The sequence below is a fragment of the Bradyrhizobium sp. TM102 genome (assembly GCF_009176685.1).
In the GTDB taxonomy this organism is placed as follows: Bacteria; Pseudomonadota; Alphaproteobacteria; order Rhizobiales; family Xanthobacteraceae; genus Bradyrhizobium; species Bradyrhizobium ottawaense.
The window spans coordinates 2,996,530-3,021,650 of sequence record NZ_AP021855.1 but is presented as its reverse complement, the minus strand read 5'-3'; the positions used below and the strand labels follow the sequence as shown (position 1 = coordinate 3,021,650).

The 25,121-nt window shown below is 66.1% G+C and carries 19 protein-coding genes; 12 read left to right on the top strand and 7 right to left on the bottom strand.

Annotation, left to right across the window (positions count from 1 at the left end; all coding sequences use genetic code 11):
• The first annotated feature begins 74 nt into the window (after positions 1-74).
• The 7 genes from GDN70_RS14155 (at position 75) to garD (ending at position 10,330) form a co-directional block, all read left to right on the top strand.
• Positions 75-2,027 (top strand): hypothetical protein, encoded by a 1,953-nt coding sequence (locus tag GDN70_RS14155; RefSeq protein ID WP_028143275.1) that lies wholly within the window; start codon positions 75-77, stop codon positions 2,025-2,027.
• Positions 2,028-2,306: 279 nt separating this feature from the next.
• Positions 2,307-3,659, top strand: a complete 1,353-nt coding sequence (locus tag GDN70_RS14150; protein ID WP_173015808.1) for an MFS transporter — start codon at positions 2,307-2,309, stop codon at positions 3,657-3,659.
• A 123-nt stretch (positions 3,660-3,782) separates the two neighbouring features.
• Positions 3,783-4,688 carry a LysR substrate-binding domain-containing protein gene (locus tag GDN70_RS14145; RefSeq protein WP_018317334.1) on the top strand — a complete coding sequence of 302 codons (906 nt, stop codon included), beginning with the start codon at positions 3,783-3,785 and terminating at the stop codon, positions 4,686-4,688.
• A 131-nt stretch (positions 4,689-4,819) separates the two neighbouring features.
• On the top strand, positions 4,820-5,764 hold the full coding sequence (gene kdgD / locus GDN70_RS14140; protein WP_018317335.1) for a 5-dehydro-4-deoxyglucarate dehydratase: 945 nt from the start codon (positions 4,820-4,822) through the stop codon (positions 5,762-5,764).
• A gap of 24 nt (positions 5,765-5,788) precedes the next feature.
• Entirely contained in the window at positions 5,789-7,132 is a 1,344-nt protein-coding gene (gene gudD / locus GDN70_RS14135) for a glucarate dehydratase (RefSeq protein WP_152102686.1), read from the top strand.
• A gap of 83 nt (positions 7,133-7,215) precedes the next feature.
• Positions 7,216-8,664 (top strand): aldehyde dehydrogenase family protein, encoded by a 1,449-nt coding sequence (locus GDN70_RS14130; protein WP_152102685.1) that lies wholly within the window; start codon positions 7,216-7,218, stop codon positions 8,662-8,664.
• 124 nt (positions 8,665-8,788) lie between these two features.
• The gene (gene garD, locus GDN70_RS14125) at positions 8,789-10,330 is read left to right on the top strand and encodes a galactarate dehydratase (protein WP_152102684.1); all 1,542 of its coding nucleotides are present in this window, start codon (positions 8,789-8,791) and stop codon (positions 10,328-10,330) included.
• A gap of 15 nt (positions 10,331-10,345) precedes the next feature.
• Here garD and GDN70_RS14120 read toward each other — a convergent pair whose 3' ends face one another.
• Positions 10,346-11,086, bottom strand: coding sequence for a hypothetical protein (locus GDN70_RS14120; protein WP_152102683.1), 741 nt, complete (start codon positions 11,084-11,086; stop codon positions 10,346-10,348).
• 6 nt (positions 11,087-11,092) lie between these two features.
• Positions 11,093-11,980 (bottom strand): MipA/OmpV family protein, encoded by an 888-nt coding sequence (locus GDN70_RS14115; RefSeq protein ID WP_173015807.1) that lies wholly within the window; start codon positions 11,978-11,980, stop codon positions 11,093-11,095.
• A 350-nt stretch (positions 11,981-12,330) separates the two neighbouring features.
• Between GDN70_RS14115 and GDN70_RS14110 the strand changes: the two genes are divergently transcribed.
• From GDN70_RS14110 to GDN70_RS14100, 3 genes are all read left to right on the top strand, one after another.
• On the top strand, positions 12,331-13,011 hold the full coding sequence (locus tag GDN70_RS14110) for a response regulator transcription factor (RefSeq protein ID WP_028143283.1): 681 nt from the start codon (positions 12,331-12,333) through the stop codon (positions 13,009-13,011).
• A complete protein-coding gene (locus GDN70_RS14105; protein ID WP_038971699.1) occupies positions 13,008-14,372 on the top strand; it encodes a cell wall metabolism sensor histidine kinase WalK in 1,365 nt (454 codons plus the stop codon). Before GDN70_RS14110 ends, GDN70_RS14105 begins: the two co-directional genes overlap by 4 nt.
• A gap of 195 nt (positions 14,373-14,567) precedes the next feature.
• Complete coding sequence (locus tag GDN70_RS14100) at positions 14,568-14,837, top strand: hypothetical protein (protein WP_038949077.1); 270 nt, start codon at positions 14,568-14,570, stop codon at positions 14,835-14,837.
• 51 nt (positions 14,838-14,888) lie between these two features.
• On the opposite strand, the gene GDN70_RS14095 is transcribed toward GDN70_RS14100, so the two are convergent.
• The 3 genes from GDN70_RS14095 to GDN70_RS14085 form a co-directional block, all read right to left on the bottom strand.
• Positions 14,889-15,275, bottom strand: coding sequence for a hypothetical protein (locus GDN70_RS14095; protein ID WP_081494309.1), 387 nt, complete (start codon positions 15,273-15,275; stop codon positions 14,889-14,891).
• 294 nt (positions 15,276-15,569) lie between these two features.
• Positions 15,570-16,163 (bottom strand): DUF2147 domain-containing protein, encoded by a 594-nt coding sequence (locus GDN70_RS14090; protein WP_028143287.1) that lies wholly within the window; start codon positions 16,161-16,163, stop codon positions 15,570-15,572.
• 106 nt (positions 16,164-16,269) lie between these two features.
• Positions 16,270-17,298: an NAD(P)/FAD-dependent oxidoreductase gene (locus GDN70_RS14085; RefSeq protein WP_152102682.1), complete on the bottom strand. Its 1,029-nt coding sequence runs from the start codon at positions 17,296-17,298 to the stop codon at positions 16,270-16,272.
• Positions 17,299-17,480: 182 nt separating this feature from the next.
• Here GDN70_RS14085 and GDN70_RS14080 point away from each other — a divergent pair, with 182 nt between their 5' ends.
• Positions 17,481-17,951 carry a thioesterase family protein gene (locus GDN70_RS14080; protein WP_028143289.1) on the top strand — a complete coding sequence of 157 codons (471 nt, stop codon included), beginning with the start codon at positions 17,481-17,483 and terminating at the stop codon, positions 17,949-17,951.
• Between the two features lie 27 nt (positions 17,952-17,978).
• Here GDN70_RS14080 and GDN70_RS14075 read toward each other — a convergent pair whose 3' ends face one another.
• Both GDN70_RS14075 and GDN70_RS14070 read right to left on the bottom strand, forming a co-directional pair.
• On the bottom strand, positions 17,979-18,299 hold the full coding sequence (locus tag GDN70_RS14075) for a 2Fe-2S iron-sulfur cluster-binding protein (protein WP_018317347.1): 321 nt from the start codon (positions 18,297-18,299) through the stop codon (positions 17,979-17,981).
• Positions 18,300-18,463: 164 nt separating this feature from the next.
• Entirely contained in the window at positions 18,464-18,838 is a 375-nt protein-coding gene (locus GDN70_RS14070) for an Hpt domain-containing protein (protein WP_038949074.1), read from the bottom strand.
• A 398-nt stretch (positions 18,839-19,236) separates the two neighbouring features.
• Between GDN70_RS14070 and GDN70_RS14065 the strand changes: the two genes are divergently transcribed.
• Positions 19,237-25,077, top strand: a complete 5,841-nt coding sequence (locus GDN70_RS14065) for a negative regulator of septation ring formation (protein WP_028143291.1) — start codon at positions 19,237-19,239, stop codon at positions 25,075-25,077.
• Positions 25,078-25,121 lie beyond the last annotated feature (44 nt).

The window sequence follows — 25,121 nt, the reverse complement described above, 5'->3', positions numbered from 1 at the left end:
ACCCGGAGGGGTTGCGGGCGGCGGAGCAATGCTCTCTTATTTCCGCCTCAACTTTGCCGTTGAAGACGCGGGCCATGACCCCTGTATTCCTTCGTACCCTCTCCGCAGGCGCCCTGTTGCTTGCCGGGATTCTGACGGCCATGCCGCCCGAGCGCGCGAGCGCTCAGGACGCCGGCGCCCTGCAGATCAATTGGGAGGTGCGTAACCGCTTCCGGCTGTTCCGCGAGGAGCGCGACTTCCTGCTCCATGTCGAGAACGCGCGCAACCGCAGCATCCTGGCGGCCGAGCAATCGCTGGAGCTCCAGAGCGAAGGCCGCGGGTGGGCCCGCAACATGGTCAATCGGCTCTGCATCGACCTCCAGGGCCGGGTCAACCAGCCCTGCACCCGCGACAACACCAAGGAAAACTACCTCACCCCGATCGATCACCCCGTCACCGTCCGTCTCGTTGGCGCGGTGCCGGTCGGCGCCACCTGCGCCTGGTCGTTCGACGACGGCGACGGGCCGCAGCAATCGACCTTCGACTGCGCCGAGCCGATCAATTTGCGCGTCCGCTACGGCAAGCAGACGGTCGCGACCGTCGACGTCTCCTCCGGCTCCGATCCGACCCAGCGCGTCCAGACCGAGATCCAGGTGCGTGACATCTTCGTCGCCGGCCTCGGGGACAGCATCGCGTCCGGCGAAGGCAATCCGGACCGGCCACTGGCGCTGTCGGACGAAGGATTTTGCTTCCGCTCCTATCTGGGCACCGCCGGTGCGCAGTACTACCGGCCGAGCCGCCACGGCTTCAAAGGCGGCCGCGCCTGCGAGGCGCCGGACACGCTCGCCAACTGGCAGCGCTACAGCGCGCTCTGGTTCAACTCGCCCTGCCACCGCTCGCTCTACAGCTACCAGACGCGCACCGCCCTCGCACTCGCGGTGCGCTACACCCACATCGCAGTGACCTACCTGCCGCTCGCCTGCACCGGCGCCAGCATCGGTGACGGCCTGCTCGGCTCGCAGCGCGCCCGCGAATGCCCGCCCGGCAAGACCGGTGTCTGCAACACCAGCGTGAACGCACAGGTCGCCGAGTTGCGCGAGGCGCTCACCGCGGCGAAGAAGCGCCAGCCCGATCGCACGCTCGACCTCGTGCTGCTCTCGGTCGGCGCCAACGACGTCTATTTCTCCGGCCTCGTCGCCGACGTGATCGTCGAGACCGCGACCGAGCGCGCGCTGTTCCGCCGCTCCGGCGTGATGGCGAGCGTCGACGATTCCCGCGATGCGCTGGCGCGCGAACTGCCGCAGAATTTCGTCAAGCTGCGCGAGGCGCTCAAGCCGCTGGTCGGCGGCGACCTTTCGCATGTCGTCTATGTCTCCTACGCCAACCCCGCGCTCGCCGACGGCGGCGTACCCTGCCGCGGCGGCCGGGCCGGCTTCGACATACATCCGGCCTTCAACGCCGATCCGCAGCGCCTTGCCCGCGTCTCGACCTTCGTCGATACCGAGTTCTTGCCGCAGCTGAAGGGGCTTGCCACCTGCAGCCGCGGCGCGCTGTGCCGCGATCCCGAAGCCGACCGCATGACCTTCGTCGATGCGCATCAGGCGGCGTTCGCCGATCACGGCTTCTGCGCCCATTCGGGCAACGACCCCGAATTCGACCGCAGCTGCTTTGCGGAGAACGGCCAGAGCTTCAATCCTGATATCGTGAGCGCGGCGAGCCAGCCGATGCTGTGCGGCCGCGGCGCCTCGGAATACCGCGCCTATTTGCCCCGCGCGCGCTGGATCCGTGACGCCAATGACAGCTATTTTGCCGCGATGACCTATCCGCAGGGATTGCCGGCGGCGAGCCAGCCGACCGACATTCACGACGCGACCTGGGGCGTGCTCTCCGCCGTCTATGGCGGCGCGGTGCATCCGAGCGCGGAAGGGCATGCGGCGATGGCGGATGCGGCGCTGCCGGCCGCGAGCGCGGTGCTCGGGCTCGATGCCGTGCCGCCGGGCGTCACGCGCGGATTTCTGCCGCAGCTGTTGCCGAGCGCAAAGCAGTAGAAGCGCGATCCAGTACGCCGTGACGGCAGTGATTGAATCGAGACGCCTCGGCGTACTGGATTCCCCGCCTTCGCGGAGAATGACGGCGGAGTGCGTGGTGTAGCGCGCTGCCACAAACTGCACTCGCGCAATCTCACTCCCTTACCATCGTTCCCCGCTACCTGCCGTTTCATCAATCCAAAAACGGTATCGATCGATACCCCCTTGAACTTGGACACTTTGCCGCGCGCGCCTCTAGGAGTCGGATCGAGGAAACATCTCGACTTGAGGAGGCGCCTGATGAGCGCAGTGGTGTCCGCAGCGGACGTGAGGAGGTCTCGCGTCAGGCTGTTCATCGTGACCATGTTGTTCCTGGTCACCACCGTCAATTATGCCGACCGCGCCACGCTGTCGATCGCAGGCCCCGCGCTGTCCAAGGAGCTGCATCTCGATCCCGTCGCCATGGGCTGGATCTTCTCGGCGTTCGGCTGGTCCTATGTCGCGGCGCAGGTACCGGGCGGCTGGCTGCTCGACCGTTATGGCTCGCGTCTCGTCTATGCCTTCAGCATCATCATCTGGTCGCTGTTCACGCTGATGCAGGGCTGGGTCGGCTTCCTCAGCGCCGGCACGGCTGTTGTCGTGCTGTTCGCGCTCCGCCTCCTGGTCGGCGTCGCGGAAGCGCCCTCCTTCCCCGCCAACGCCCGCATCGTCGCGGCGTGGTTTCCGGGCAGCGAGCGCGGCACCGCGTCGGCCTTCTTCAACTCGGGACAGTACTTCGCGACCGTGATCTTCGCGCCGCTGATGGGCTGGATCGCGCACGCCTATGGCTGGCGCGTCGTGTTCTTCGTGATGGGCGCGCTCGGCATCGTCATGGGCTTCGTCTGGCTCAAGACCATCTACGGCCCGAAGGAGCATCCTTCGATCAACGATGCCGAGTTCGACTACATCAAGGAAGGCGGCGCGCTGGTTGATCTCGACGCGCCCAAGGATGATCTGCCGCGCGCGCGTGCGCCCGAGGCCGGCTCCGGCTCGGACCACATCCGCCAGCTGCTCTCCAACCGCATGATGCTCGGCGTCTATCTCGGCCAGTATTGCATCAACACGCTGACCTATTTCTTCCTGACCTGGTTCCCCGTCTATCTGGTCAAGGAGCGCGGCCTGTCGATCCTGCAGGCCGGTTTCGTCGCGACGCTGCCGGCATTGTGCGGCTTCATCGGCGGCGTGCTCGGCGGCATCATCTCGGATGCGATCCTGCGCCGGACCGGCTCGCTGACCATGGCGCGCAAGATCCCGATCGTCGGCGGCATGCTGCTGTCGATGTCGATCATCGCCTGCAACTATGTCGACGGACAGGCGCTGGTGGTCGGCTTCATGGCGCTCGCCTTCTTCGGCAAGGGCATCGGTGCGCTCGGCTGGGCGGTCGTCTCCGACACCTCGCCAAAGGAAGCCGGCGGCGTCTCCGGCGGCCTGTTCAACACCTTCGGCAATCTCTCCTCGATCACCACGCCGATCGTGATCGGCTACATCCTGGCCGCGACCGGCTCGTTCAACGGCGCGCTGGTGTTCGTGGGCCTCAACGCGCTGGTAGCGGCGTTCGCCTATCTCGTCATCGTCGGCAAGATCGAGCGGGTGACGCTCAAACGTTCCTCCTGAGGGCTCCCGATGGGAGCTTGACCAGGCAACTCAACGGCGGCCCAAAAGCCGCCGTCTTTGTTTTGGGGATGATCGATGCTAGAAGTACCGGGGAAACGCCTTATCCATCTAAGGCATGTATCGATGTTCGACCTCAACCAGCTCCGCTGTTTCGTCACGGTGGCGGAGGAACTGCATTTCGGCCGCGCCGCGACGCGGCTGAACATGACCCAGCCGCCGCTGTCCCGGCAGATCCAGGTGCTCGAGCACATCATCGATGCGCCGCTGCTGGAGCGCACCAGCCGCTCGGTGCGCCTCACCCCGGCGGGGCGCAGCTTTCTGCCGGAGGCGCGGCGCATCCTCAAGCTTGCCGAGAGCGCCTCGCAGGTCGCCCGCCGCATCGCGCTCGGCAAGACCGGCTCGCTGAAGATCGGCTTCACCGCGGCCGCGGCCTATGGCTTCCTGCCGGAACTGGTCGCGGCCTGCCGCGCAAAACTGCCCGAGGTCGACTTCTCGCTGAAGGAGATGGTGTCGGGCGACCAGTTCGAGGCGCTGACCTCGGGCCAGATCGACGCCGGCCTGCTCAGGCCGCCGATCGCGCGCCCCGAGCTCACCAGCCGCCGCGTCGTCGCCGAGCCCCTGCTCGCCGCGATCCCGAAGAAGCATCCGCTCGCCAATGCCGACAGCATCACCATCAAGGATTTCGACGACCAGCCCTTCGTGATGTATTCGCCCTATGAGAGCCGCTACTTCCACGATCTCCTGGTGGCGCTGTTCACCCGTGCCGACGTGCTGCCGCGCTACGTCCAGCATCTGAGCCAGATCCACTCGATCCTCGCCATGGTGCGCGCCGGCCTCGGCCTTGCGATCGTGCCGGCGGCGGCTGCGAGCCTGAAGATTTCCGACGTGCGCCTGCGCCCGCTGAAGCTGCGCACGCGCGTCCCCGTCGAGTTGTTCATGGTCTGGCGCCGCGACGACGAGAATCCGCTGCTGTCGGCGCTCGTCAAAATCGCCGGTGAACTGGCCTCTGCGGAGCCCGCGGAAGATTGATGCTGATTTCGCATCGGTCGATATAGGCTTTGGCTTGGACCCGCATCGAACGGTCTCCTAAACCACGGCGCATGGACGCGCAGCCTTCTGCTTGCGTCCTCCACAACACGCAATGAGGGAGCCGCGCGCCCATGAGCAAGATGACCCCGCAGGAAATGGCCCAGAAGATCGGATCTGGCCTCCTGTCTTTCCCCGTCACGCCCTTCAAGGCTGACTACTCCTTCGACGAGGCGACCTATCGCGCCAACATGGACTGGCTGTGCGGCTATGATGTCGCAGGCCTGTTCGCCGCCGGCGGCACCGGCGAATTCTTCTCGCTGACGCCGACCGAGGTCCCTGAAGTCGTCAAGGTCGCCGTCGACGAGACCAAGGGTCGCGTGCCCGTGCTCGCCGGCACCGGCTATGGCACCGCGATCGCCCGCGAGATCGCAATCGGCGCGGAGAAGGCCGGCGCGGACGGCCTGCTGCTGCTGCCGCCCTACCTCACCCACTCCGAGCAGGAGGGCCTTGCCGCCCATGTCGAGGCGGTCTGCGCCGCCGTGAAAATCGGCGTCATCGTCTACAACCGCGACAACGCGATCCTGCAGCCCGACACGCTCGCGCGGCTTGCCGAGCGCTGCCCGAACCTCGTCGGTTACAAGGACGGCATCGGCGACATCGAGCTGATGACCCGCGTCTACACCAAGCTCGGCGATCGTCTCACCTATGTCGGCGGCCTGCCGACCGCCGAGACTTTCGCGCTGCCCTATCTCGACATGGGCGTGACGACCTATTCCTCGGCCGTGTTCAATTTCGTGCCGGAATTCGCCACCAACTTCTACGCCGCGGTGCGCAAGCGCGACCATGCCACGATCCAGGCCGGGCTGAAGGACTTCATCCTGCCGCTGATCGCGATCCGCAACCGCAAGAAGGGCTATGCCGTCTCGATCATCAAGGCCGGCATGAAGGTGATCGGCCGCGACTCCGGCCCGGTCCGCCCGCCGCTCACCGACCTCACCGAGCAGGAGATCGCCGAAGTGACCGCGCTGGTGAAGAATCTGCCCGCCATCCGATCGACACAACAGGCGGCAGAATAGGGCGGCAACAGCGAGGAGCGAGCGATGGCCGTGACCGATATCTCTGGCGCCCCTGTCGTCACGGCGATGCGGGTGATTCCGGTCGCGGGCCGCGACAGCATGCTCCTCAATCTGAGCGGCGCGCATGCGCCATTCTTCACCCGCAACATCGTCATCCTCACCGACAATGCCGGCCACACCGGCGTCGGCGAGGTGCCGGGCGGGCAGAAGATCTGGCAGACGCTCCAGGACGCGCGCGATCTCGTGATCGGCAAGACCGTCGGCGCGCTCAACAACATCCTCGCCGACGTCCGCACCGCCTTCGCCGACCGCGACGCCGGCGGCCGCGGCAAGCAGACTTTCGATCTTCGCGTCATGATCCACGCGGTCACCGCGATCGAATCCGCACTGCTTGATCTGCTTGGCCAGCATCTCAACTTGCCCGTCGCCGCGCTGCTCGGCGAAGGCCAGCAACGCAATAGCGTCGAGACGCTCGGCTATCTCTTCTTCGTCGGCGACCGGCGCAAGTCGAAGCTGAACTACGTCCAGGGCGAGACCGGCAAGCCCGAATGGTTCAATCTCCGCCATCAGGAGGCGATGACCCCGGAGACCGTGGTGCGGCTCGCGGAAGCCACCCACGACCATTACGGCTTCGCCGACTTCAAGCTGAAAGGCGGCGTGCTGCGCGGCGAGCAGGAGATCGAGGCCGTCACCGCGATCGCAAAGCGCTTCCCGAACGCGCGCGTGACGCTCGATCCCAATGGCGCCTGGTCGCTCGACGAGGCGATCCGCCTCTGCAAGGACATGCACGGCATCCTCGCCTATGCCGAGGACCCCTGCGGCGCCGAGGCCGGCTTTTCCGGCCGCGAGATCATGGCCGAGTTCCGCCGCGCCACCGGCCTGCCGACCGCGACCAACATGATCGCCACCGACTGGCGGCAGCTCTCCCATGCGCTGCGTCTCGGCGCGGTGGACATTCCGCTCGCCGATCCCCATTTCTGGACCATGCAGGGCTCGGTGCGGGTGGCGCAGACCTGCCGTGACAACGGCCTGACCTGGGGCTCGCACTCCAACAACCATTTCGACATTTCGCTGGCCATGTTCACCCATGTCGGCGCCGCCGCCCCCGGCAAGGTCACTGCGATCGACACCCACTGGATCTGGCAGGACGGCCAGGCGCTCACCAAAGAGCCGCTCCAGATCAAGGGCGGCAAGATTGCCGTCCCTGATAGCCCGGGCCTGGGCATCGAAATCGACAGGGCCGCCATCGACGCGGCGCATGACCTCTACAAGCAGCATGGACTCGGTGCCCGCGATGACGCTATTGCCATGCAGGACCTGATCCCCGGCTGGACCTTTGACGACAAGCGTCCGTGCCTCGTGCGTTAGACAAACTTCAGGCATGATCCCGGAAAAGTGGGCACCGGTTTTCCGATAGGGATCATGCCCCTTAAACGACTTGGAGGAATGAGATGACTGCGATCCTGAAGAACTTCATCGGCGGCGAATGGGTCGATGGCTCCGGCGTCACCAGGAACATCAACCCCTCCAACACCAACGACGTTGTCGGCGAATACGCCAAGGCCGACAAGGCGCAGACCGAGAAGGCCATTGCAGCCGCCAAGGCCGCCTTCCCCGCCTGGGCGCAGTCGACGCCGCAGGTTCGCTATGACGCATTGAACAAGATTTCCCTCGAGATCCTCGCCCGCAAGGAAGAGCTCGGCCGCCTGCTCGCCCGCGAGGAAGGCAAGACGCTCCCCGAGGGCGTCGGCGAGGTCGCGCGTGCCGGCCAGATCTTTGCGTTCTTCGCCGGCGAGGCGTTGCGCCTGATCGGCGAGAAGGGCGCCTCCGTGCGTCCCGGCCTCGACGTCGAGCTCACCCGTGAGCCGGTCGGCGTCGTCGGCATGATCACGCCCTGGAATTTCCCGATCGCGATCCCGGCCTGGAAGATCGCGCCCGCGCTGTGCTACGGCAACACCGTGGTATTCAAGCCGGCTGAGCTGGTGCCGGGCTCGGGTCACGCGCTGGCCGAAATCATCACCCGCTCCGGCATTCCCGCCGGCGTGTTCAACCTCGTGGTCGGCTCCGGCTCGGTGGTCGGCCAGACCCTGCTCGACCACCCCGACGTCGCGGCGATCTCCTTCACGGGCTCGGTGCAGACCGGACGCAAGATCGCGCAGGCCTGCGTGCTCTCGAACCCGATGAAGAAGTTCCAGCTGGAGATGGGCGGCAAGAATCCGCTGGTCGTGCTCGACGACGCCGACCTCAAGACCGCCGTCGAGGTCGCCGTCAACGGTGCCTATTTCTCCACCGGCCAGCGCTGCACCGCCTCCTCCCGCCTGATCGTCACCGAAGGCATTCACGACCGCTTCGTCGCGGCGGTGGCCGAGCGCCTGAACGGCCTGTCGGTCGACGACGCGCTCAAGGCCGGCGTGCATATCGGCCCCGTCGTGGACCAGAGCCAGCTCGACCAGGACCTGCGCTACATCAAGATCGGCCAGGACGAGGGTGCGAACCTGTCGTTCGGCGGCGAGTTGCTCAAGCGCGAGAACCCCGGCCACTACCTGCAGCCGGCGCTGTTCACCGAAGCCAACAACAACATGCGCATCGCGCGTGAGGAGATCTTTGGCCCGGTCGCCGCCGTCATCCGCGCCAAGAACTACGAAGAGGCGCTGGCGATCTCCAACGACACCGAGTTCGGCCTCGCCTCCGGCATCTGCACCACCAGCCTGAAATACGCCTCGCACTACAAGCGCAACAGCGAGTCCGGCATGGTGATGGTCAACCTGCCGACCGCCGGCGTCGACTATCACGTGCCGTTCGGCGGCCGGAAGGGCTCGAGCTACGGCGCCCGCGAGCAGGGCTCCTACGCGCGCGAGTTCTACACGACGGTGAAGACGGCTTATACGTTCCCGGGCTGACCACCGGGAAGATATCGTAGGGTGGGCAAAGCGAAGCGTGCCCACCGCTTACGTTCGGTATGAAGCATGGTGGGCACGGCGCGTTGCGCCATTGCCCACCCTACGGCTTCGGAGGCAAGCGTAGATGGACCAGGACGTCGCAGCGAAAGAGCAGCCCCGCTACATCAAGCTCAACGAGCGCGACAACGTCGCGATCGTGGTCAATGATTTTGGGCTTCCCGCCGGCTCCCGCTTTGCCAGCGGCCTGACACTGCGCGCCTTCGTGCCGCAGGGGCACAAGACGGCGCTGGTCGACATCGCGCAAGATCAGCCGATCGTCCGCTACGGCGAGATCATCGGCTACGCGCTGTCGCCGATCCTGGCCGGCGAATGGGTCGACGAGGCACGCATTCGCATGCCGGATGCCCCCGACCTCGACAAGCTCGAAATCTCGACCGCCGTCCCCGCGCCGCTGCCGCCGCTCGAAGGGTTCACCTTCGAAGGCTATCGCAATCCGGACGGCTCGGTCGGCACCAAGAACATCCTCGGCATCTCCTCTTCCGTGCAATGCGTCAAGGGCACGATGGAATATGCGGTCAAGCGAATCCGCGCCGAGCTGCTGCCGAAATACCCCAACGTCGACGACGTCGTGCCGCTGACCCATGCCTATGGCTGCGGCGTCGCCATCACCGCGCCAGACGCAGTGATTCCGATCCGCACGCTGCAGAACATCGCGCTCAACCCGAATTTCGGCGGCGAGATCCTCGTCGTCGGCCTCGGCTGCGAGAAGCTCGCACCGGAGCGGCTGGTGCCGGAAGGCGTCAGCGATGCCATCGTGCGCATGCAGGACGAAGCCTTCGACGGCTTCGGCGCCATCGTCGATGCGATCATGACGCAGGCGGAGGCGCGGCTGAAAATTCTCAACAAGCGCACCCGAGAGACCTGCCCGGCCTCCGATCTCGTCATCGGCCTGCAATGCGGCGGCAGCGACGCCTTCTCCGGCGTCACCGCCAATCCCGCCGTCGGCTTCGCCGCCGACCTGCTGGTGCGTGCCGGCGCCACCGTGATGTTCTCGGAAGTGACCGAGGTGCGCGACGCCATCCAGCTGCTCACGCGACGCGCCATCAACGAGGACGTCGGCCGCGCACTGGTGCGCGAGATGGCCTGGTACGATTCCTATCTCGCGCGAGGCGGTGCCGATCGCAGCGCCAACACCACGCCCGGCAACAAGAAGGGCGGCCTCGCCAACATCGTCGAGAAGTCACTGGGCTCGATCGTCAAGTCCGGCTCGAGCGCAATCACCGGCGTGCTCTCGCCCGGCGAGAAGGCGACGCAGAAGGGCATGCTGTTCGCGGCAACCCCCGCCTCCGACTTCATCTGCGGCACGCTTCAGCTCGCCTCCGGCATGACGCTGCAGGTGTTCACCACCGGCCGCGGCACGCCCTACGGCCTTGCGGCCGCGCCCGTCATCAAGGTCGCGACCCGCAGCGAGCTGGCGCGGCGCTGGAAAGACCTGATCGACTTCGACACAGGCCGCATCGCCACCGGCGAGAAGACCATCGAGGAGACCGGTTGGGACCTGTTCCGCCTGATCCTCGATGTCGCCTCCGGCCGCACCAAGCCATGGTCGGACCGCTGGGGCATCCACAACGATCTGACGCTGTTCAATCCCGCGCCGGTGACCTGAGGCCGCCAGCCGGCTTCACTGACCACCGATCAGATGCATGTCGTCCAGCGTGACGGGCAGGCTGCGCGTGATGAGGTCCGCAATCGCCGCGCGCAGCCGTTCGCTCGAAGCCGGACCGTCAAAGTTCCCTTCCACCGGCCAGCTCGGGCCGGCGATCCCTATGGTCCCGGTGTTGTCGAGCGGCGCGGCCGCCCTCTTCTCGATCACGTCGAACGTCTTGCCGTCGATGACGCGGACCTCGTACAGCGCGTGGATCAGGCCGTAGTCCGCAAGCAGCGTCCGGTATTCGGCGATCCCGACCCCCTCGACGTTACGACCGTTTCCGAGTTTCGATTTCGCGCGGGTGATGACTATGTACGCATCCAGTCCCTGGGGCGTGACGTCGGTGCGAACCAGCTCCTTGAACGGATCGCTCCGCAGCAGATTGACGGGCGTGACCGCCGAATCTCTGACAGCAGCGAAGGCGGCGCGGGTGTAGTTGACGGCCTGAACGCGATAGCGTCCGCCTAGCAGCCGGGTGACCTGCTGGACGATCAGCTCGTCCAGCCCCCATGCACTGATCGAGGCGCTTTGCCCGGTGGAGCCGAGCTTGGTAAGGCCTGCCTGTGAAAGGCTCATCTCTTCGCCGATAGCGGAGACGATGCCCACCGTCTTGATCGCCTGGAGCCGGCTCGCCCGCGTCTCGAACGCCGCCGCAGCGCCGAGGGCGACGCAAGCGGCTGCAAGGCCAATCCATAGAAAAGCAGTGCGACGCATGGTGACCTATCGGATCCTGAAATCGAACGAATACGACGCGCCGAGACCGACGGTGGTCTGGTTCGACGATCCCCGCAGCTTCACCAGCGGACTGTCCGCGGCATCGCCGAGCAGCTTCTCGTATTCGACATAGGCATGGACCTCCCACTGCGGATTGATGCGATAGGAGACCTGGCTCCCGAAGCCGACCGAGTGCGCGCCGCCTTTGGCATTGAATGTCGGCAATCCCGACGCCAGCGCCTGCGCGGCGTCGACGCCGAAATAGGGAGCGGTCGCCTTGGTGCTTTTCCAGGTGAAGCGCGGGCCGGCCGAGACCGTCAACCTCTGAATCAGCGGCACGATGACGTCGGCAGAGATGTCGGCGACGGTGCCGGTATGGCCGCCCACGCCCTGGCGCAATTCGCTGCGCAGGCGGAGCCAGTCGACCGGATAATATTCGACGAAGCCGCCAAGCTCGTAGGCGGCCTTGACGTCGCCAAGGCCGGTCAGCTCGGCATATTTGTCGGCCTTGCGCGAGGCGACGTATTTGAACGCAGGCCCTGCGCGAAAATTGCCGACGTCGAGCAGCGCGATGCTGGCGCTGTCGCGCGGCCCGCGAAACTGGTCGATCGATCCGGCGCGGCGAATGGAGAAGATCGGGATCGGCATGAACCTGCCGTTCTTCGATCCGACGAAGTCAGGCATGTACTCGCCGCCGATGCCGACCATGACCGTCCAGTTGCCGGAAGGCGAAGGTAGCATCGGCAGCTCGAAGGGCGGCGCCGGCAGCGTGAACGCGGTCTGCGCCGATGCGGATTGAGGGATCGCCATGATCGCGCCGAGTGCGGCGAGCAAGGTGGTCGTGAGCCGCACATTCACCGTGAGGCGAAGAGCGGCGTCGTCAAAATGCTTCATTACAGGGCCCCGGACCGGCCTTCCTGGCCTGGTCGACTCGTGTGGTTGGAGCTCCAGTATGTGGTCCGGCAAAATTGCCCCAAGATTGCAAGCCGAAAACCGCCGCCCCACCATGCTCCCGGCGCGCACCTGGCGACGGCCGCCGAACCAACATTGCCCGAACATTGCCGCGCGGCGCTCACGCCGCCAAACTTTGACCGCCGGTGCCGGCCAGCGCCGTCACCGCTGCCTTTTATTCGCCAAGCTCGCTGCCTTTATGGGAACCCTGCGCAGGAGCCGAAACGCCAGACTTCGGCCAGGGAGCGTCACGCTCGGGGTTTTGTTGCCCAGCAGAGTCAAGGACGACCCGCGTGCGTTCCCTCGTAATCGAAGACGAACCGCAGATCGGCGCCTATGTCAGCCGCCTGCTCGGGCAATTGCACGGGATCGTCGATCTCGTCGGCTCGATTGCCGATGCCCGCCAGGCGCTGGACAATTTCAAATATGATCTCGCGATCGTCGACCGCATGCTGCCCGACGGCGATGCGCTCCAGGTGGTCACGGCGCTGAGCCGATCGCCGGAACGCCCCGCCATCATCATGTTGACCTCCAAGGACGCCAAGGAGGATGTCGTCGACGGCCTCAACAGCGGCGCCGACGATTATCTCGGCAAGCCGTTCGAGCCGCAGGAGCTGATCGCGCGGGTGCGCGCGGTGCTGCGGCGACCCCGGCTGCTCGCCCCTTCGGTGCTGTCGCTCGGCAATGTGGAGCTGCATCTCGGCAGCAACGAGGCGGTGGTTGCCGACACCAAGATCCTACTGCGGCGGCGCGAGGCGCTGATCCTCGGAGCTCTCCTGATGCGGCGCGACCGCGTCATCACCCGCGCCGCCCTGATCGAGGAGATCTATGGCTTCGACGACGAGATCGAATCCAACACGCTGGAAGCTCAGGTCTCGCGGCTAAGGAAGAAATTGCTCGAACTCGGCGGCGATGTCGAGATCCGCAGCATGCGAGGCATCGGCTACATCCTGCGGCTGGCGCCGCCGCGATGACGTCGATCGCCCGAACGTTTGCGCTGTCGCTCGGCATCGCCGCGACAATGATCTTCCTGATCATGGTCGCGATCTTCGTCTCGAGGTACCCGCTGGAGGAACGCGAGTTCAGGGCCTGCCGGGTCGTCGCCGCTGTTCTCGATCGCGCTACCGAGATCGATGGACGAAACCTGACGATACGCCCGACTTCCGCACTCGCGGAGTTGAAGGCCGACAGCCCGAACCTCTGGTACGTCGTGTCCGCAGGCGACATGGTCAGCGAGTACGGCAGCGAACGCCGGCCGGCCCTCCCCTTCGCCTTTCCCTATCACGGGCCTGTCGGCTCATCGGTCTTCAACACACTCGACCAGAAGAGCACCTTCTGCCTCGCCGTCGCGCAAAGGGGCTCATTGCAGCTCGCGATGATGGTCGGCGAGCCTCAGGTCCGCTTCGGACGAATGGCCGGGAACTTCCTCGTCAACAGGATTTTTTCGATCATCCTAGTAGCGCTGGCCTTTGCGGCGACCGTCGCCATCGGCTCGGCGCTTGCTGCACGTTTCGTCTCGCGTGGGATCGAACGGGTGGCGCTTCGCGCGCTCGCGATCGACCCGTCGGCACCGCAAGGTCTGATCTCCCTGTCCGAGGTCCCTCGCGAATTGAAGCCGTTGGTCGAGGCGCTGAACCGCGCCTTCGGCGAGATCGACGCCTATATCAGGATGCAGCGCCGCTTCCTCGGCAACGCCGCCCATCAGCTGCGCACACCGCTGACGCTGCTGCGCGCGAAGGTCGAGGACGTGTCCGAGCCGGCCCTGAAGGTCGAGCTGGTGCGCGACATCAGGCGCCTGACGTCGCTGGTCTCCGCCATGCTGGACCTGGCGCGGCTGCAAAATCATGCGATCGAAAAACGGCCGATCGATCTCGCCCAGATCACGCTGGACGTGCTGGCCGATTTCGGCCCCTCGGCACTGGACGCCGGCATCGAGCTCGCGCTGGAACAGGCCGAGAAAGGTCCGCTCCTGGTGCAGGGCGTGGATGCCGCGGTTCGCAGCGCGCTTGCCAATCTCGTCGGAAACGCGCTCATCCACGCCCATGGCGCGCGACGCATCGTCGCCACGCTCCGCCGCGACGGCGTCTCGATCGACGACGACGGCGCGGGCCTGCCCGATGGCGCGGAACACAAACTGCTCGAGCCGTTTCAGACCGGCAACACCGCCGGCGACGGCGCGGGCCTCGGCTTGTCGATCGTCCGCGAGATCATGGCGGCCCACGGCGGCGAGCTGATCATCTCCTCCACGCCTGGCCGCGGCACGAGCATGAGCCTGCGCTTTCCCGTCGCCGCCGCGCCGACCATATCTGCGCAGCTGGAGTTGCAGACAAGCTAGCGGCGAGCTGCTTCGATCGATGCGGCGAAACCGTCCGGAAACACTGGCGCCAAAAACTTCTTCCTCGTTTCGTCGTTGCGCATCAAGCAATCAATATGTTCGTCGACGGCCACGGGAATGTTCTCTCACAAGCGAACCTGGCCCGGCATCGCCACGACCAAACCTCCGATTGACATCTTCAACGGAGATTTTCCAATGCGTGTTCTCACAATGATTGCCGTCGCCAGTGCCGCGATTGCGAGCTCGACCGGTGCTTTCGCCAGTGAGCTTCCCTCTTACGAAGTGAAGTCGCTGCCGATCTCGGCGATGCAGGTGCAGGTGCTCGGCGGCGCCGGCGTCGAGGAGCAGTCGACCGCGCCGGCGATGACCGTCGCCGGCATGCCCGCCTCGCCCGCACAGGTCTCGGTGTTGTCGCCGCGCGTGAAGCAGCTTGCGAGCGCCGGCTCGGGAAGCGAAGCGCGCTAAGCCTCCCCTTCGCCTTCGGCGCCTGCATCTGATGCGGGCGCCGTCAGCGTTTCAGGTCATGCTGCCCGGCATGAAACAGCGTACCCGCGGATGGCCGTCGATATAGTGCTTCCACACCATGGTGCGACCGATCTTGTTCGGCACGGTGATGACGGCACCGTCGGGCACCACGACCCACTCGTTGTCGATGCGGACGCGGAAGCGGCCGTGATCGGACTCCCAATCGACGTCGGCAATGACGTAGCCGTCCGCATCCGTGCAGCATTGCCCGTATTCGCTGTACAGGCTCTCGAACCAGGGCTTCAACGGCGAGTTGGCATAGCGTCCGTCATCGCGCGCCTGCGCCGATGTCGTCACGAGCGCGGCGAGGCCCAGCAAGGGCGCCGCATACAATCTTGCAGGTCGCAATCTTGCAAGTCGCAATCTTGGAGGTCGCATATCGTCTCCGCGGGTCGACGTGATCGCCGCGTGGGACAACGCACGCCGCCCGCCTTCCGCAGCTTGCGCGAAAGGCGCGGAGGGCAGCGACTCATTCCCCCAGCAGCTCTGCGGATAGCTATGCAAATCCGGCGCCAGCATGCATTCCGGGCAACTACTGGAGCGGGCCCGCGGCCCGTTGGTCTTTCGGCGGATATGGCCGCCGCCGACTCTCCGTCGTCCCGCCTGCGCGAGGAATGACGACGATGTGCGGAGCTACTGCCGATCAGGCGGCCCAGCGCGCGACGGACACCCTTACTGCTTGGGCGCCGGCGCCATCATCGTGCCGCCACTCTTCTTCGTCGGCGCCGGCGGCTTGGTGGCCGCAGCCTGCGCGGGCAGATATTTTGCGACGATGGCGGGATCGACCTGGGCGATGTTGGTGTCAGGCAGGCGCGTCCAGGCCTCGTCCTTGCCGAGCAGCGCGATGCCGAGATAGCCGCGCAGGGTCAGGGTCTGGCCATCAGGACTGACCTTCATGTTGGCCTTCCAGATCTGGCCGTCGCGCGGATTGAGAACGTTGCCGCCTTCGTACTTCAATCCGTCGCGCTTCATGTTGCGGACGAAGGAGATGCCGAGCACCGGTGCGTTCTTGCGATCGTCGGTGCACTTGGCGCAGATCTCGTTCGGATCATCGCCGGGCCGCGGGAAGGTCTTTGCGATCACGCCTTCGAAGATGCCGTTATGGTCGATGAAGAGGAACCATCCGACCGTCTTGCCGTCCTCGACCTTCTGCCAAAGGCCCGCCGCCGTGGGCTCGGCGATTTGTGCCGCAGACGGCGTCACCGTCGCGAGCGACAATGCGAGCGCGAGGAAGGGGAGCAGCCGAGAGCTGGAAAAAATCCGCATTAGGTCACCTTGTTATTCCACGACCGGAATGGCCGCAGACTACGGCGATTTCGCGAACGGTTCCAGCGCCAGAAACATGGGGCATCCCCTCCCCACCCCGCCGCCGTCAGTTGACACCGAGCTTCTTTTGCAGGCTGGAGGACGAGGTCGTGTACTGGAACACGAGCCGCTTCTCCGGATAGACGTAGCGATGGGCTTTTTGCGACATCAGCGCGCCCTCGTGGAAGCCGCACAGGATCAGCTTGATCTTGCCGGGATAGGTGTTGATGTCGCCGATCGCGAAGATGCCGGGAACATTGGTCTCGAACGCGGACGTCTCGACCGGTACCAGATTGTTCTCCAGCGCGATGCCCCAGTTCGCGACCGGGCCGAGCTTCATGGTCAGCCCGAAGAACGGCAGCATGGTGTCGCAGGAAATCTCCGTGACGCTGTTGTCGTTGCCCTTGATGGTAGCGCCCGTGAGCTTGCCCTCGGTGCCTGAGAGAGCGGTGAGCTGGCCGAGCCGGAGATCCATCTTGCCGCCGGCGACCAGCGCACGCATCTGCTCGACGCTGTGGGGCGCGGCGCGAAATTCGTCACGCCGGTGCAACAGCGTGATGCGCTTCGCGATCGGATGCAGATTGAGCGTCCAGTCGAGCGCGGAATCGCCGCCGCCGACGACCAGCACGTTCTTGTCACGGAACGTCTCCATCTTGCGCACGGCGTAATGGACTGAAGTGCCTTCATAGGCCTCGATGCCCGGCACCGGCGGACGCTTGGGCTGGAACGAGCCGCCGCCGGCCGCGATCACCAGCACCTTGCATTCGAACACCTTGCCCGCGTCGGTGATGCAACGAAAGGCGGGATCGCCGATCTTCTCCACGGTCTCGACCATCTCGCCGAGATGGAAGGTCGGATGGAACGGCTTGATCTGCTCCATCAACGCGTCGGTGAGGCCCTGCCCCGAAACCTGCGGAATGCCGGGAATGTCGTAGATCGGCTTTTCCGGATAGAGCTCGGCGCACTGGCCGCCGACCTTGTCGAGGATGTCGACGAAATGCGTCTTCATGTCGAGAAGGCCAAGCTCGAAGGCGGCGAACAGACCGCACGGGCCGGCGCCAATAATCAGCACATCGGTTTTGATCACGTCGCTCATGTCGTCTCTTTATCGGTCGTTATCGGTTGGACGGCGCCCGGCGGGCAGAGGTGACCCTGCCTGTCTAGCCAACGGGGATGGATCAGGGAAGGCATAAAAGCGGGAGCGCCCCGCAGCCGCGCCCACTTGCCGGGTCAGGATAACTGGGTTGTAACGAGGATGGATATGACGGAGATCAATCGGTGAACGCACCAAGCCGCCTCGACACGACGCCGCGTCTGGAGGACTTCCCCTTCCGCCTCAGCGACAATGTCCGCTTTGGCGATCTCGACCCCAACCAGCACGTCAACAACGCTGTCTACGCCACCTATTTCGAGACCGGCCGCGTCACGCTGATGAAGCTTCCCCAGTACGGTCTGACCCCGCCGGGCCTCGCCTGGATCATGGTGCGGCTCGACATGCATTTCCGCGCCGAACTGCACTGGCCAAACACGATCGAGCTCGGCCTCGGCGTAGTGAAGCTCGGACGGACGTCAGTGACCTTCGAGCAGGTCGTGTTCTCGGAGGGAACATGCATCGCCTCGGCGATTTCGGTCGGCGTCTTGCTCGACGAGGCGACGCGCCGGCCGGCCCCGCTGACCGCGGAGGTGATCGAGAAATTCAGACCCTGGCACAAGCGCGGCATCGAAGTCGCGCCGCCGAGCGCTTCGTAAATCGCAAGAAGGAGCAGGCTTGAAAGATCAGGCCTGGCGTTCCGGTGTCGTCACGACGAGACCGTCGAGATCGTCGGAGACCTTGATCTGGCAGGACAGGCGCGAATTCGGGCGCACATCGAAGCCGAAATCGAGCATGTCCTCTTCCATCGGCGTCGGGCTGCCGACCTTCTCACGCCAGGCTTCGTCGACATAGACATGGCAGGTCGCGCAGGCGCAGGCGCCGCCGCATTCGGCCTCGACGCCGGGAATGCTGTTGCGGATCGCGGCTTCCATCACGGTTGCGCCGTTCTCGATTTCCACCGTGCGGGTTTCGCCCTTGTGGTCGACAAAGTGAATCTTGGCCATGTGTGCTCGTGCTGCCGCGGTGCTGGGAATGAAGGAGGGTCCGGGCTGTCCTATAACGGGTCGATCAGCCCGGCGCCATAGGGTTTTCAGCCGAAGTGAATCCCGCTTTGCGGGAAGAAAACGCGTCAAAACAAGAGACTAGAGTCCGGCTCGGCCGCGTGGCCTCAAGGCTTCAGCATCGCCTCGATGGCGGCACGGGCCTCGGTCACTGCCTCCTTCAGCGCGGCGAGGGCGTGGCGCTGGTCATGGCCGGTCTGGACCGCGATCTCCAGGCTTGCTGCGGCATCAGCCACCGCAAAGGCGCCGACCCCGCGGGCCGAGCCCTTGAGCTTGTGGGCCAATGCGCCGGTCTCGGCCGGCAGCGCCGCCATCGCCGCGATCAGGCGGACAGCCTGCTCGGCGAACATGGCGAGCACTTCCTGTTCCAGATCCGCATCGCCGAGCGTCATCCGGGAGAGATGGTCGAGGTCGAGCGGGCTGTCGATGGGTGCAAGCGGGGGCGAGGGCATCCAGTCCATCCGTTGCAGTTCAGGCGTCATGGCGCAGGCCCCGGCATCGCGCGACGGTTCGCGCCGGTTCGGCGGTGAGTTCGCCTCACCCAAGCATGGAAATGGTTAACGAAATGTTGGGGGTCTTGAACGCAGTTCCGCCGGATTATTGACGAAAAGTTGCCGCAATCGGCCGAGTCCAGTGGAGAATTGCATTTATTGCTAAGGCGTTACGGCGCGATCCTGTTAACGATGATTAAGATTGTCTTAATCGCGGGCATTTCATTCGCGACGCTCTGCCAATAGGATGTTGCGGAAATTGGCGGACAAGCCGTCCGGGTGGGGACGGCTCGGAGATCCGCGCAAGCGGCATGATCCGGTCTGTGGGCTTGCGTAGCGCGCAGGGCTCGCGGGGGGACGCGTACAAGTAACGAGGGCTCGGACTGAACATGGCGAACACTCCGAAAAAGGTCAAAGACCCCACAGAAGTTGCGCTTTCTGCGATCCAGGAAGCCCTGAACATCAGCGACACGGCTGCCGACACCAGCCGCAACGCCGCGATGCGCAACGAAACCGCGCCTTCGGTGGCGCCGCCGCCCCCGATCTTCGACGAACCGAGCTTCGAGCCGCGCCCTGCCGCCAACGAGCGCTCGACCGTGTTCGACCCCGTCGAGGAGCCGCGCTCTTCGCGCCGCGCCGCCAATGACGACCGCGAGACCATCGGCCAGCTGCTCCAGGCCCTGCAGAAGGGCCGCCCTGCCCGCAGCGTCTACACCTTCGCCACCATCTTCGCCGGCGTCTGGCTCGCCGCCTGCGCCGCGCTGACCTTCGGCTTCCTGCCCTCGATCCAGGCCGCCATGGGCCAGAGCGGCGGCGTGCTCGTCATCGCCGGCCTGATCGCGATGTTCTTCGCGCCGATCATGCTCTTCTACTTCCTTGCGAGCCTCGTCTGGCGCGGCCAGGAAATGCGCATGATCGCGCAGGCGATGGCGCAGGTCGCGATCCGCTTCTCCGAGCCCGAGGGTTCGGCCTCCGATTCCATGGTCACCGTCGGCCAGGCCATCCGCCGCGAGGTCGCGGCGATGGGCGACGGCATCGAGCGCGCCATCGCGCGCGCCGGCGAGCTCGAGACGCTGGTCGCCAACGAGGTCGCCGCGCTCGAACGCGCCTATTCCGACAACGAAGTGCGCATCCGCGCCCTGCTCCAGGACATCGCCCATCAGCGCGACAATCTGGTCGGCCAGGCCGAGCAGGTCCGCAGCGCCATCTCCGGCGTGCAGATCGATTTGCGCCACGACATCGCGCTGATCTCTGATGCGATCGCCTCGCGTGTCGACGAGGTCGCCAAGTCCATCACCGGCGCGCTGGAAGAGCGCGGCGCCCACATCACCAGCGCGCTGAGCAATGCCGGCGACAACATGATCCTGGCGCTCGGCGAGCGCGGCGGCGACCTGCTCGACCGCCTCGAGGAAGCCAGCAACGAGACCACGCGCGCCGTGCTCGACGCCAGCGAGCGGCTGACCACCAGCCTCAACTTCAAGACCGGCCACGTCCACGACGAATTCGTCGACCTCGCCGACCGCGTCCACGAGATGCTGAACGAGCGCATCGACCGCATCACCGGCGAGTTCGAGCAGCGCTCCGCCGCGATCGTCGACGGCATCTCCGAGCGCACCGAGCAGGTGCACGACAGCCTGAAGAATTCCTCGGACTCGCTGCTGCTCGAGCTCGAGCTGCGCTCCAACGACCTCTCCGCCAAGATCGACGACGCCGGCAACCGCCTCGCCGGCCAGATCCTGACGAGCGGCGACAAGGCGAGCGAGGCGCTCGACGCCACCGTCAACACCCTCGTCGCCAAGGTCGTCAGCCAGACCGAGACCGCGCACGATTCGCTGTCGCTGCAGATGAGCGCGTTCGACGAGCTGGTCAGGAACCAGGGCACCGAGCTGGTCGAGAAGTTCGCCCGCGACTCCGGCACGCTGGGCGCGCTGATCACGCGCCACATCTCCGAGTTCGACCGCACCGTGAAGACCTTCGGCGGCGAGATCGTCGAGCGCATGGGCCAGCGCACGCAGGACATCCACGAGTCGCTGAAGACCTATGTCGAGAATTTCGACACCCGCTTCACCGCGAACGGCGGCGAGATCACGGCCTTGCTCGACCAGCGCCTGGTGCAGTTCGAGACCACGGTCGGCGAACGCGTCAACCACCTCGACGCCTCGCTGAACGGCAAGATCGCCAGCCTCGACGGCACGATCGATGGTCACATCAAGACCTTCGACGAGCAGCTCGTCGGCCGCGTCGCCGCGCTCGAACAGTCGTTCGACACCCGCGCGCAATCCATGACCGAGACCATCGACGGGCGCATCAACACGCTCGCGACCTCGCTGACGGATGGCGCCGCGCAGGCGATCCAGTCGATCGACTCCCGCCTCACCCACCTCACGACGTCGCTGACCGGCGGCGCTACGCAGGCCATCGAAACCATCGATGCGCGCCTCAACCACCTCACGAGCTCGCTGACCGATGGCGCCTCGCAGACCATCCAGTCGATCGATACGCGGCTGACCCATCTCACCTCGACGCTCACCGGCGGCGCGACGCAGGCGCTCGAGTCCATCGACTCCCGCCTCACCTACCTGACCACCGCGGTCACGAACGGCGCCTCGCAGGCCGTGCAGTCGATCGACACGCGCCTGACCCTCCTGACCTCCACCCTCACGGACGGCACCGCGCAGGCGATCGAGGCGGTCGACCGTCGCATCACCGGCGTCACCGAGATCATCGACGGCCGCAGCACGCACCTGACCGACACGGTCACGGCGCGCTTCCAGGAGATCCATCAGGTCATCGAGACCCGGGTCGGCTCGGTCGCCAGCGACATCGACGTGCGCGTGGCGCAGTTCGAGGACCTGCTCGGCTCGCGCGTCGAGGCCGTCGCCGGCCGCATCGAAAGCAGCGGCCGCCAGGCCAGCGAGGACATGATGTCCCGCGCCGAGATGATCTCGACCGCGATCCGCTCGCACGTCGAGGACGCCGAGCGCTCGCTCACCAACCTCGTCGTCAACACCAGCGAGACGATCCAGACCGGTGCGCGCACCGCCCAGCAATCGCTGATGACGGTCTCCTCCGACGTCAACGCCCAGCTCAAGATGACCTCTGCCGAGGTCGAGCGCGCGCTGACCGCGGTCGGCACCGGTTCGGCGAACTCGATCCTGAGCAGCGCCCGCGAGGCGCAGTCGACGCTGGTCGCAGCCTCGGGCGAGGCCTCCAACCAGATCAAGGGGCTTGCGGCCGACGTCGAGCGTACGCTGTCGGCGGCAGGTTCTGCCACCGCAGCCTCGATCCTGGCCGGCGCCCGCGAGGTGCAGACCACCCTCGTCACGGCGTCCTCGGACGCGGCCAACCACGTCAAGACGCTCACCGCCGACGTGCAGCGCTCGCTGTCGATGGCCGGCACCACCACGGCGGAATCGATCACCGCCGGCGCTCGCGATGCGCAGAGCGCGTTGATCGCGGCCTCGAGCGAGACCGCCAATCAGATCAAGGCGCTCTCCTCCGACGTGCAGCGTTCGCTCACGATGGCCGGCACCTCGACCGCCGAGATCCTCACCAGCGGCGCGCGCGAGGCGCAGAACACGCTGGTTGCCGGGTCCTCGGATGCGGCGGCCCAGGTCAAGTCGCTCACCGCCGATGTGCAGCGCTCGCTCTCGATGGCCGGCACCTCGACCGCCGAGACCATCACCGCCGGCGCGCGAGAGGCGCAGAACATGCTGGTCACGGCGTCTTCCGAGGCGGCCAGCCAGGTCAAGTCGCTCGCGGCCGAAGTGCATCGTTCGCTATCGCAGGTCGGCCAGTCCACCGCCGAGACGATCACCACCAGCGCCCGCGACGCTCAGACCACCCTGCTCTCCGTCTCGGCCGAGCAGACCAGCCAGGTCCGTTCGCTCGCGGCCGAGATGCAGCGCGCACTGGCAACCGCCGGCGGCGCCACCATCGAGGCGCTCACCAGCGGCGTGCGCGAGGCTCAGGGCTCGCTGATCTCCGCCTCGACCGATGCGGCCAGCCAGATCAAGTCGCTGACCACGGACATCGAGCGCACGCTGACCGCGGTCGGTGCCGACACCGCCTCAACCATCCTCAACAGCGCGCGTGAGGCCCAGACCTCGCTGACCTCGACCTCGGCAGACGCCGCGAGCCAGATCCGCACGATCTCGACCGAGATCGAACGGACGCTGAGCGCGGCCACCGCGAACGCGACCAACGACATCCAGACCAGCGCGCTCAACGCCCAGAACGCGCTGATCTCGGCCTCCAACGAGGCGAGCTCGCGGGTCAAGTCGAGCTCGTCCGACGTCGAGCGTTCGGTGCTCGCCGCCAGCTCCAGCTTCGGCCAGGCCATGACCGGCAAGACCGACGAGATCGTCACCTACGTGCAGCAGCAGGCCGACCGCCTGTCGAACATGATCGACGCCAAGCGCGGCGCCCTGGTCGACGCGATCGGCTCCAAGACCAGCCAGCTCACGCTCGACATCGACCGCGTCACCTCGGACGCGCTCAAGTCGATCGAGACGCGCGGCCAGGCCTTCTCGCAGACCATGATGGGCAACGGCTCGGAAGTCGCGCGCACCATCAACGCGGCGAGCGAGATCGCCACCGGCGCGGTCGGCAAGTCGCTCAAGGACCTCGAGCAGGCCTCGCGCGCGGCGATCGACCAGTCGCGCCAGGTCTCGATCGCGGCCGTCACCGAGATGCAGGAGACCAGCAAGATCCTGCGAACCGACACGGTGGCGCTGTTCGAGCGTCTGCGCGAAGGCAACATCCTGCTTCAGGAGGTGCTGACCGGTGCGCACGACAACCTCAACTCGCTCGAGCGGGCGCTGGTGACGCGCGTCGCCGACTTCGTCTCGGCGATGAACGACGTCACCTCGCGCAACGGCGCGGCGACGCAGAACCTGGAAGAGCAGCTCAACGTCTTCAACAGCAAGACCACGAAGGCGCTGCAGGATCTCGGCGAGCTGTCGACCCAGTTCGACGCGCACGGCAAGGCCCTGGTCGATGCCGCGCAGGTCGTCGAGCAGAGCAACAAGAACACCACCGCCTCGCTCGCCGAGCGCAAGCAGGCGCTGGAATCGCTCGTCACCACGATCGACCTGCGCACGGCCGATCTCGACCAGCGCCTGTCGCGCTTCACCGGCCTGCTCGATGAATCGCTGGCGGCCGCCGAAGAGCGCGCCCGCGACATCGCCCGCGTCGTCGCCGAGACCGCCGGCGCAGGCTCCGCGGCGATCACCCGCCAGTTCGAGGCGGTGCGCGTCGCATCCGAGGAAGAGCACCGGCAGACCATCGAGGCCATGCACGACATCTACCGCCAGACCACGGATGAGGCGGACACGATGTTCAAGCAGTCGACCGAGAAGTTCACCAACCTCGTCTCCAGCATGAAGCAGATGGCCTTCGAGATGCACAACGAGCTCGAAGCCACCCGCAACGAGCTGCGCCGCGGGGTGCTCGAGATGCCGCAGGAGGCCGCCGAGAGCACTGCGCAGATGCGCAAGGTGATCGTCGACCAGATCGAGGCCCTCGCCGAGCTCAACCGCATCGTGGCCCAGCATGGCCGCGGCCTCGACGTCACCACGACGGGCCGTGCGTCCGTCGCGGTCCAGCGCCAGGAGGAGCCGATCATGGCAGCTGCGGGCGGACGTAGCGCCGAGACCCGCATGCGCGACACCGGCAGCGCTTCCACGCTGCCGCCGCCGGACCTCGGCATGCCGGCCGCGCGCCGCACCGACGCTCCGCCGGTCGCGCCCGCCGGTAACGACCAGGGCCGTGACGGCTGGCTGTCGGACCTCCTCAACCGCACGGACGCCAATCAGGGCGCCCCGACCGGCCGTGAGGCTCCGCGTGGCCGCGCCGCACCCGCGCCGCAGCCGCAGGCGCCGCAGGCAAGCGGCAATCCGCTGGAATCGCTGTCGCTCGACATCGGCCGGCTGATGGACCGCAACCTCGCCGCCGAAATGTGGGACCGCTACCAGCGCGGCGAGAACAAGGCCTTCACCAAGCGCCTCTACACGCCCGCCGGCCAGAAGGCCTTCGACGAGGTCGCCCGCAAGTACCGCGCCGACCGCAACTTCAAGGGCACGGTGGACCGCTACGTCGCCGAGTTCGAGCGCCTGCTCGACGAAGTCGCCCGCGACGGCCGCGGCCCGCAGGAACTGCGCAGCCACCTGACCTCGGAGACGGGGCTGGTGTACACGCTGCTGGCGCATGCGGCGGGACGGCTGGGGTAAGCGACAAGACTCGCCAATCGCACGACGAAAAACGGAGGCCTCGC